Origin of the sequence: Microcoleus sp. Pol1C5, assembly GCF_036701115.1 — a bacterium.
GTDB lineage: Bacteria > Cyanobacteriota > Cyanobacteriia > Cyanobacteriales > Microcoleaceae > Microcoleus.
In genome coordinates, this window is the sequence record NZ_JAUBQE010000024.1 from 99,202 (window position 1) to 108,985 (window position 9,784).

2 protein-coding genes and 1 pseudogene are annotated in these 9,784 nt (G+C 47.8%); 2 read left to right on the plus strand and 1 reads right to left on the minus strand.

The features are described from left to right. The first annotated feature begins 209 nt into the window (after positions 1-209). Positions 210-3,308, plus strand: a complete 3,099-nt coding sequence (locus tag QUA23_RS15260) for an MFS transporter (RefSeq protein WP_333076720.1) — start codon at positions 210-212, stop codon at positions 3,306-3,308. Between the two features lie 860 nt (positions 3,309-4,168). Beyond that, positions 4,169-8,725: a response regulator gene (locus tag QUA23_RS15265; RefSeq protein ID WP_333076721.1), complete on the plus strand. Its 4,557-nt coding sequence runs from the start codon at positions 4,169-4,171 to the stop codon at positions 8,723-8,725. A gap of 392 nt (positions 8,726-9,117) precedes the next feature. On the opposite strand, the pseudogene QUA23_RS15270 reads toward QUA23_RS15265, so the two are convergent. Continuing rightward, positions 9,118-9,715 (minus strand): annotated as a pseudogene (locus tag QUA23_RS15270) (transposase); the annotation flags it as partial. Positions 9,716-9,784 lie beyond the last annotated feature (69 nt).

The following is a 9,784-nucleotide window of genomic DNA, read 5'->3' on the forward strand; positions in this document are numbered from 1 at the left end:
GTAACAACTTCACAACTGCCAATTTACATAGCACAAATATTCCTAAAGTGACAGCCGGCCGCAGACATATTTCTACACTTCCAACTGTAGGGGGATGCTTTAGCTCGTCAATAAGGCGATGCTTGCCATTGGGGGCATGAGTCTAAAACTATACATTGGTTAACTTGCGCCAATGAGCGCGCGCACCCACTCTTAACGAGGAATATACTATGTATCAAAATTTGCCAATAAATCCACAACTGTATAACATCGGGTTCTGGCTGGCCCAAGTGCCAGTAGAGCAGACTACTACAAACACAGCAGAAGACGCAGCACTCCTTTATTCCGGGCCGCAATTTTTTATCGCCTTGATAGCTGGAGTCGTACTTGCCTGCGCTTTCCAACTCTTGCTAACAAATTTATCAGTAGCTGCGGGCCTTTCGTACATGGGACAATCCCACGACGACGGCCACCACTCGGATAGCGGGAGCTCCCCAGTCCGCCACATCGGCCGAAAGGTAGGTACTTGGACGCTAGTCACCGTCACCATTGCCCTATTCTTTGCTTGCTTGCTAGCAGTTAAGCTCAGCTTGATTAGCAGTCCCGGTTTAGGTGCGATCGTCGGTTTAGTAGTGTGGGCCGCGTATTTCTCAATGCTTGTTTGGGTGAGTTCCACCACCGTCGGTTCCTTGATCGGTTCCGTCGTCAACACCGCCACATCAGGCTTTCAAGCCATTGTCGGCACCGCAGCCTCGGCCATCGGCGCCAAAGCAGCCAGCAACCAAGTAGTCGCCACAGCCAAAGCAGCAGCAGCAGCAGTGGGCCATGAACTGGGTAGCGCGATCGACCCCACAAGCTTGCGCGAAAACGTCGAAGACTACATCCAAAGCCTCAAACCGCCAGAATTAGACATCAAAGGGATGCGTAGCGAGTTTGAAAAATTGCTTAACGATCCGCAACTAAAAACCATTGCAGCCGAAAATTTGCCGAATCTCGATCGCCAAACTCTCGTAGATTTAGTAAGTTCGCGATCGGACTTATCAAAACGCGACGTTAACCGGATTGTAGACCAACTTCAAGATGCTTGGAAACAAGTAGGAAAACAAGGGCAGCCATCAGACGGCATCGCCCAATTAGTAGACTATCTCAAATCTGCCAAATCGGGAGATTTGGTTTCAGATAAATTGGCAAGTAGGGTAGAAAAAGCTCTCAGCAATCTGAGCGGTCAAAACTCTGGACAAAGCCCGACCATGATGTCCCAAGCAACGACAATGGCAGTCAATGCTTTAATGGGAATAGTATTGGGTCGCACGGATATTTCTGACTTGGATCTTGAAAAAGTAGTCGGTCAGCTCAAAGAAGCTAAAGACAAAGTTACTCAGCAAACTGATAAAATTACCGCTCAAGTCAAAGGCGAACCCGTAACTTACAGCCCAATTCGTGCCGACGTAGAAAACTACCTACTCAACACTTATTCGTGGCAGATGAACCCCCAAGCCATCGAGCGCGAATTTCGGGACGTTCTCTACGATCCTACAGCCGATCCGGGAACTGTGCGCCGGGAATTAGAAAAACTAAAACAGTCTTATTTTGCCGAAATCCTGGCTAGTAGAGGCGTTTTTACCCAAGACAAAATTAAAGAAATTTCCCAGGAATTAGAAGCAATTAGACAGCGCGTTTTACAAACCGTGATCTTTGCCGAGGAGCAAGAAAAATCTCGCGATTTGCAGTGGCGGGTAGAAACTTATTTGAAGCTGACGCCGAAAGAGGAACTCACAGCAGCAGGTATCGGGAGCGCTTTCAAAAAAATATTAGAGGATTCCGACGCTACTTACGAACAGTTGCGCGATCGGCTTTCTCCTTACACCCGCGACAGTTTTGTGCAAATTCTCCGAGGTCGCGAAAACTTCGGATTCCAGGAAGTAGAACAGATTGTTCAAGAGTTGGAAAGGACGCGAGATGTAGTGTTAGCAGATGCTAAAGGTCTGCAAGAAGCAGCGCAAGCCCGACTAGATAACCAGTGGCAAAGAGTGCAAGAATATTTGAAGTCTACGGGCAAAGAAGAACTCAATCCCGAAGGCATCAAGCGCGATTTGAAAACGCTGCTGGACAACCCGGAAGCGGGAATGTGGGCGCTGAGAGCTAGAGCTTCTAAGTTCGATCGCCAAACGTTGGTAAAATTGCTATCTCAGCGGAAAGACCTCAGCGAAGAGCAAGTAAATCAGCTTCTCGACAGCACCGAAGAAACTTGGCACGGCGTGCTGCATGCGCCGCAAAAGTTGGCCGAAAAAGCTAAGGATCAGTACGACCAAACCACAACCGCCCTTGCAGATTACCTTCGCAATACTGGCAAGTCAGAACTCAATCCTGAAGGGATTAAGCGGGATTTGACAAAACTCCTGGAAAATCCCAAAGAAGGAGCTTTAGCACTGCGCGGCCGCCTGTCTCAAGTCGATCGCGATACTTTGGTAAAACTGCTTTCTCAGAGACAAGATTTGAGTGAGGAACAAGTCAATCAAATTATCGACCAAGTGCAGGAAACTCTTGGATCGATTGTGAAAGCGCCGCGCCGTTTGGCAAAACGGGTGCAAAGCCAAGTGCACGATTTTCAGAGTGTTTTAGAAGATTATTTGCGTAATACGGGCAAGGATGAATTAAATCCAGAAGCCATCAAGCGCGACTTGCAACTGCTGCTGCATGACCCGAAAGTGGGCGCTTACAGTTTGGGCGAGCGCTTGTCGCACATCGATCGAGCTACAGTTGTTTCTCTGCTGTCTCAGCGGCAGGATATTTCTGAAGCAGAAGCAAATCGCATTGTCGATGGAATTTTGTCGGTGCGCGATGAGTTCGCACTGCAAATTCAGAAAATACAGGAGGGTATTCAGTCGGTAATTGACGGGATTCTCGGAAAAATTCGGGATTACCTCAATTCGCTCGATCGCCCTGAACTCAACTACGAAGGCATTACGCGGGACGTGCGGAAGCTATTTGACGATCCGCAAGCCGGATTTGACGCTTTGCGCGATCGGCTAGGTCATTTCAATCGCGATACTTTAGTAGCACTAATGAGTTCTCGCGAGGACATTTCCGAAGCAGATGCCAACCGCTTGATCGACCAAATTGAAAGAAGCCGCAACAGCGTCTTGCAAAGAGCAGAACGCTTGCAGCAAGAGGCGCAGCTTCGTCTCGAAAGCATCAAACTGCAAGCCGAAAAACAAGCCGAAGAAACCCGGAAAGCAGCAGAAGTTGCCTCTTGGTGGCTGTTTTTCACCGCTCTTTCTTCGGCCGCTGCTGCTGCAGGCGCCGGTGCTTTAGCCGTTATCCGGTAAAAAAGACTCAAGTTGCGATCGAATTGCAGATAGTGCCTGATGTGAGTTGATACTGATATCAGGCACTACTTTTATTAAAGGATGTTATCGGGGAGTGGGAACTGGTTTATTTAATTTGTTGGTACTTTTTAAGGTTATTCGTAAATCCGCTCCTACAAGTTTATTGAGGAGAATGCAAACTGTGAGTTTATACATTTTAATTAGCAGTTTTGCTTCATTCACAATAAAAAAGTCAAAAGCATAATTTTTAGATTGTCTATTTTATTGGCGGATGTAAATGAAAATTCGGCGGATATTCCTTACCTCTGCGATCGCAATTTTTTCGTCAGTTATGAACGTGGTCCAGGCTTCGAGGCGGCTGGATTGACTTCTGGGTGTATTCCACCACTCCTGCAAGGATTGCTGTAAAACAACACAAATCAAAAAAGCTCTTGGAATAAGAATCTTTTTGTAGGAAAAACTCGACGCGACAGTCCGGTCTCTCCTCAATATTTTTTAGCTACAGTAATAGTAGGGTTCTAAACCCAGCACGCCTGTTCTCTCAACCGCCTGCCTCCCTGGTTGCGCTAGTATCAAACGCGAACTCAAAAAGTTCGATCGCCCGTTTCCTTTGAAGATGCCGATCGTCAGGTTATAACTTGTAGACCATTAGGTTGTGCATAATAGGGAACTAAAGCTGTGAAAATACTACACTGACTGTGGGGGGCAACATACCGGATACCTTGGAAATACCAAGGGCTTTGCCAAGCCAGCCCAGAAAAGTCAAAACACGCAGGCCCTGCGATCGCCAATGCTAAACAACCTACGTCTCAAACCTCTCCTGGCTAGTTGCCGAGTAGCACCGTGAGGAGGGCGACGCCATGCAACTCCGAAAAAAAACACTATTAATCATCAGTGCAGCGCTGATCAGCCTGATTGTGGTTCTCTATGCCACTGCATCAACTATTTTGCTGCATGATTTTCACAACCTGGAGGCCCAGTACGTCCGCCAGGATGTCGCGCGGGCTTTGGACGCATTAGATGACGATTTGTCGAATTTAGACACCAGCGCTCAAGATTACGCCGAGTGGGACGATACTTACTCTTTCGCCGTAACACGAAACGAAAAATTTGTCAAGTCAAATTTCGTCGATTCGACATTTGTTTACTTGAGACTAAACTTATTGGTGTTGCTGGACTCCAACGGTCAGACGATATTCAGCAAAGGTTTCGACCTGAAATCCAAAACCGAAATCCCAATTCCCGAAAGCTTAAAACAGCACTTGATCGAGGCGCTGCTAGACTCCTCGACAGGTTCGGGCGATCGCCCCGCCAAAACAGGCGTCCTCACCCTGCCAGAAGCCACGCTGCTGATTGCTTCAAAGCCGATCTTCAACAGCAACGCCCAAGGCCCACCGCGCGGAACCCTAATCGTGGGACGCTATCTCGACAGCAGCGAAATTGGTTTGCTTTCAAAACTAACTCATCTGTCAGTAGATTTTAGATTGCCGAGTTTGGATTTTAAAGTGGGAGCCACGAACTACTCCGGGCATGGCGCCAAGGCGATGGCTCCATCTAGGCAGGATTTGGAAAACCTCAAACTCAAAATTTCCCACCTCAAATCAGTAGAAATTTTAGTGGAGCCGCTCAGCGACAGCTTAGTCGCAGGATACGCCCTGATTCGCGACATCGACGGCAACCTAGCGCTGCTGCTGCGAGTAGAGACAGATCGCATCATCTACGGCCAAGGTCAGGCTACCTTGGAGCTATTTACCTTATCAATACTGGCAGTAGGTTTAATATTTAGCGCGATCACCCTGCTGTTGCTAGAAAAATTAGTCTTGGCAAGATTGGCTTCCTTGAGCACCAGCGTCAGCAACATCGCAGCCAACGGCGACCCAGACTTGCGGGTTCATATGGCAGGAGCAGATGAACTCGCAAGCTTGGCAGACGGCATCAACAGAATGCTAGAAGCATTGGGCAATTCTCAAGTCGAACGTAATGAAAGCGAAGACCGCTATCGGTTGATGGCCGAAAACTCAACCGACATGATCACCAGACACGACCCCAAAGGCGTATTTATTTACGTCTCGCCCGCCAGCCGGGCTTTGCTGGGATACGAACCTTCGGAACTCCTCGGCCGCGTTCCCAACGATTATTTTCACCCCGACGATTTAGAAACCATTGCCAAGGCTCACTGGAAAGTCCTGGCCCTCCCAGTTACTTACACCGTTAGCTACCGCATCCGTCGCAAAGACGGCAAATACATTTGGTTTGAAACCACCGGTCGCACGATCAGCGATCCCCAAACCGGCGAAGTCCAAGAAATTATCGGCATTTCCCGCGACATCAGCGTGCGGAAGCAAACAGAACAAGAACTGCGAGAAAGCGAAGCTGCAATCAAAGCTTTGTACCAAGTGACTTCGGCTCCCCGTACAGACCCGCTCAACCACCTCTCTACCTTTGATTTGCGCCTCCAAGAACTGCTGGCAATGGGATGCCGACATTTAGGACTGTCCGTGGGAATTTTGTCCTGCATTCAAGGCGATAACTATCAAATCATGGCTGTTGAGTGTCCCGACGGGTCGATCGTCAAAGACCAAATCTACGATCTGGAAAAAACTTTCTGCGTCGCTACGTCAATGGCAAAAGAACCGATCTACTTTGAGTCGGTGAGATTTGCGGGTTTTTCCTTCAACACGGACGATCGAGCCTTCCCAATCGAAGCTTACATGGGCATTCCCGTCACTGTGGCAGGTGAAGTTTACGGCACTCTGTGTTTCTTTTCTCCGACTCCTGTGACAGAACCGTTCCGAGCTGTAGACAGAGAGTTGATGAAACTGATGGCTCAGTGGGTGGGAAGCGAACTCGAACGTCAGCAAACCGACGTAGATTTGGCAAAAGCTCGCGATCAAGCACTGGCGGCTACTAGAGCCAAAAGCGAATTTTTAGCCACCATGAGCCACGAAATTCGCACTCCGATGAATGGAGTCATCGGCATGACCGGTTTGCTGCTGGATACCCCCTTAACTCGCGAACAGCGCGATTTTGTAGAAACTATCCGCAGCAGCGGCGATGCCTTGCTGACGCTGATCAACGATATTCTAGATTTCTCGAAAATTGAGTCGGGCAAATTGGACTTGGAGGAACATCCGTTTGACATCCGCACTTGCATTGAGGAATCTCTAGACTTGGTAGCTGCCAAGGCTGCAGAAAAAAAACTGGAAGTGGGTTACTTGATCGATCGTACAGTACCGGCAACGGCGATCGGCGATAGCACCCGCTTGAGGCAAATTTTAATCAACTTGCTCAGTAACGCGGTTAAATTTACCGAAACTGGAGAAGTGGTGGTGGCGGTGACTGCCAAAAAGATTTCAGTGTCAGCGGCTAACGCTAAAGAACCGCCAGCAATTAATGGCGAATCGGTAGTAATTAACTCAGCATACGAAATACATTTTGCGGTCAAAGATACTGGTATCGGCATTCCGAGCGATCGCATGGATCGGCTATTTAAATCTTTCAGCCAGGTTGATTCTTCAACGAGCAGGCAGTACGGCGGTACCGGATTGGGTTTGGCAATTAGCAAGCGTTTGGCCGAAATGATGGGCGGCCGGATGTGGGTGGAAAGTATGGGTAGTGTCGCGGGCAATCCTCCTGCCGATTTTAGATCGTCGGCAGTTTTTGATTTGGGATGGGCAGAATCTTGCGAAATTGCCGAAAAATACGCCTATGGCAAATCTGTACTCAGCCACAAGCCGCTCGGCCAAAATACGAAATCCGTTGGCTCTACTTTTTATTTCAGTACGATCGTTTCTGGCTCCAAGAATTCCTTACCAGTTAACTTGAGCAATTCTCAACCTGAATTAAGTGGTAAGCGAGTCTTAATTGTCGATGACAATGCTACCAACCGCAGAATTTTGACTCTCCAAGCTCAGTCTTGGGGAATGGTGGCTAGGGCTTCAGCTTCGGCTCGTTTGGCTTTAGATTGGCTGGCTGCTAAAGAGATGTTTGACTTGGCAGTTTTGGATATGCAAATGCCGGAAATGGACGGGTTAGCTTTAGCGGCGCAAATTCGCCGGTATCCTGGTTGCGAAAGGTTGCCGTTAGTGATGCTAACTTCGATCGGCAGGCAAGAAATTCACCCCCCTGCTATGGAGATGGATTTTGCTGCTTTTTTGAATAAACCCATCAAACAATCTCAGCTTTACAATGTTTTAATCAATATTTTTGGAGAACAGACAACTGAATTTAAAGGGCAGCGCACTAGCGGGGCTTTCTTGCAAAGCATACCCATGTTGGCTGAGAACTTACCCCTGCGGATTCTGTTGGCTGACGATCATTTGGTGAATCAGAAGGTGGCTTTGCAAATTTTACAGCGGATGGGGTATCGCGCAGATGTGGCGGGAAACGGTATCGAAGTGCTCGAAGCTTTGCGCCGCCAGCCTTATGATGTGGTGCTGATGGATGTGCAAATGCCGGAAATGGACGGACTGGAAACTACCCGCCACATCCGCGAGCAATTTTCAGCAGATTTAACTTTAGAAAATCACACGGGAGAATCAGAAGTTTCCGTAACAAATGAGCAATCTCATAATCGAGACGCGACCAAAAATCCCACGGGAGGATCGGAAGTTTCCGCAACAGATGAGCAATCTAATAATGGAAAATCCAGAATCCAAAATCCAAAATTGACTGATGAGGAATCTAACAATCGAAAATCCAAAATCCACAATCTAAAACCACCTAGGCCTTGGATTGTGGCGATGACGGCAAATGCGATGCAGGGCGATCGCGAAGAGTGTATGGCTGCGGGGATGGACGACTATTTGAGCAAGCCGATCGCCATTGACCAGTTGGTGCGAGCTTTGAGCGCGTGTAAATCTCGATCGAACTCCGCATTCGATCGCCTGCAGCCGATTGTTTGTTTGGATGCCCCGGCGGAACAGATCGAAGGAACGAGTGAATTAGAAGTGCGATCGAATGTGGCTGTTGCAGGAAATCCACAACAGACAATTCCCAATTCGGCGGCAGTCGTAGATCGCGGCGAATCAAATCTCGATCGGGGTTTGTCACATAGCCACGATTCCCTGAGTGCCAAGATTATAGAGGGACTGCGAGAAGTGGAAGCTTTGGACGAGGCGATCGAGATTTACCTCGAAACAGCTCCCGAACTGCTGCGAGGCATCTCTATGGCCCTGAGCAACGCCGATCCGCTGGCTTTGCGGCGATCGGCTCACTCTTTGAAGTCAATTAGCGGTACTCTCGGTGCTTTTCGCCTGTTTGAGCTGTGTGAGCAACTCGAAATCATGGGCCGCATCGGAACGAATGCTAACCAGCCTTTACCCGATCCGGCCTGCGCGCTTTTAGAACAGGTTGAGGCGGAGTATCAAAGAGTCGAAACGGCGTTAAAAATAGAAATGCAGTCTGTTGATTGTTAGCGGTTAGATCCTGTCAGATTGATTTTTCATAAATTCACGTCCGCTCCGGGTAAGGCTGTCTATCTGAAGCAACACTAGACAATCGAAAGTTATCTCACCCACCCCAAGGAGGGGGCTGTTAACTATTAAGCTGGACTTCCCCCGTACAAATGTAATAAAATATCTAAAACCTTTACCAATTATAGGTTTCAATTGTTGAGTGAAAAAACTGTACCCAAGTTAAAGCAATAGCCGTTTTGGCGATCGTGCAGAACGCAATAGATTCAATATAATTGGCGTAAGCTTGCAGGCGTGAATAACCTACATGGCTACATAAATTTTACTCAACAATGGAAACTTTTGCAATGATAGGCTTTGAGCCTATGTAAGTATATTTGCAGGGGGAAGTCCAGTCTAATCCTCTCATCTTCCAATGCTTGCTTCTTTTTTGATTTACTCACATTTGCTGGGGGTCTTCCTAGAGGGAGTCCACGCTCGCCTAATTCCTCTTTCTTCGCACCACGCTCGGTTTGATCTTGTACGATAAATGCGATCTGCATGAACTGACTCTGGATAATATCCTGTAAATCTAGAATAAGCTTCTACTTGTGCTTTTAAGTCCCCTGGTTCGTTAAAGTTATCCCAGCTCATCCGGTCTAAAAATACATATCCTTCAAAACAACTGGCTGATAGTTTGGCTCGCCTCTCTACGCTTTTCCCGCCTTTTCCTCTGACTATAGGACGAATATGGGGTTGACTTAAACTTACTATTCTATCCGATATACTCTGTTTATCGTTGTCAAATAACCACTGTTGCTGGCGAGCGACTTCTGTGAGGAATAGCAAAGTTTTATATTGCTTTTTGTTCAGCCATTCTAGGGTCACACCTGACTCGATTAGCTGTTCAAGATGAGCGAGGTTTCTTTTGATATATTGAAGTTGTTGTTTAATTGCCTGTCTTCTTTTGTTTCGGGTGGGTCGTCTTTATTTGGCTACTGCTAAGTAGGGCTTGCTGAATAAGTCCAAAAAACTCAAAAAAGTTCGAGCGCGCTATTGCCCGCCCACGCTCAACATAAGTTT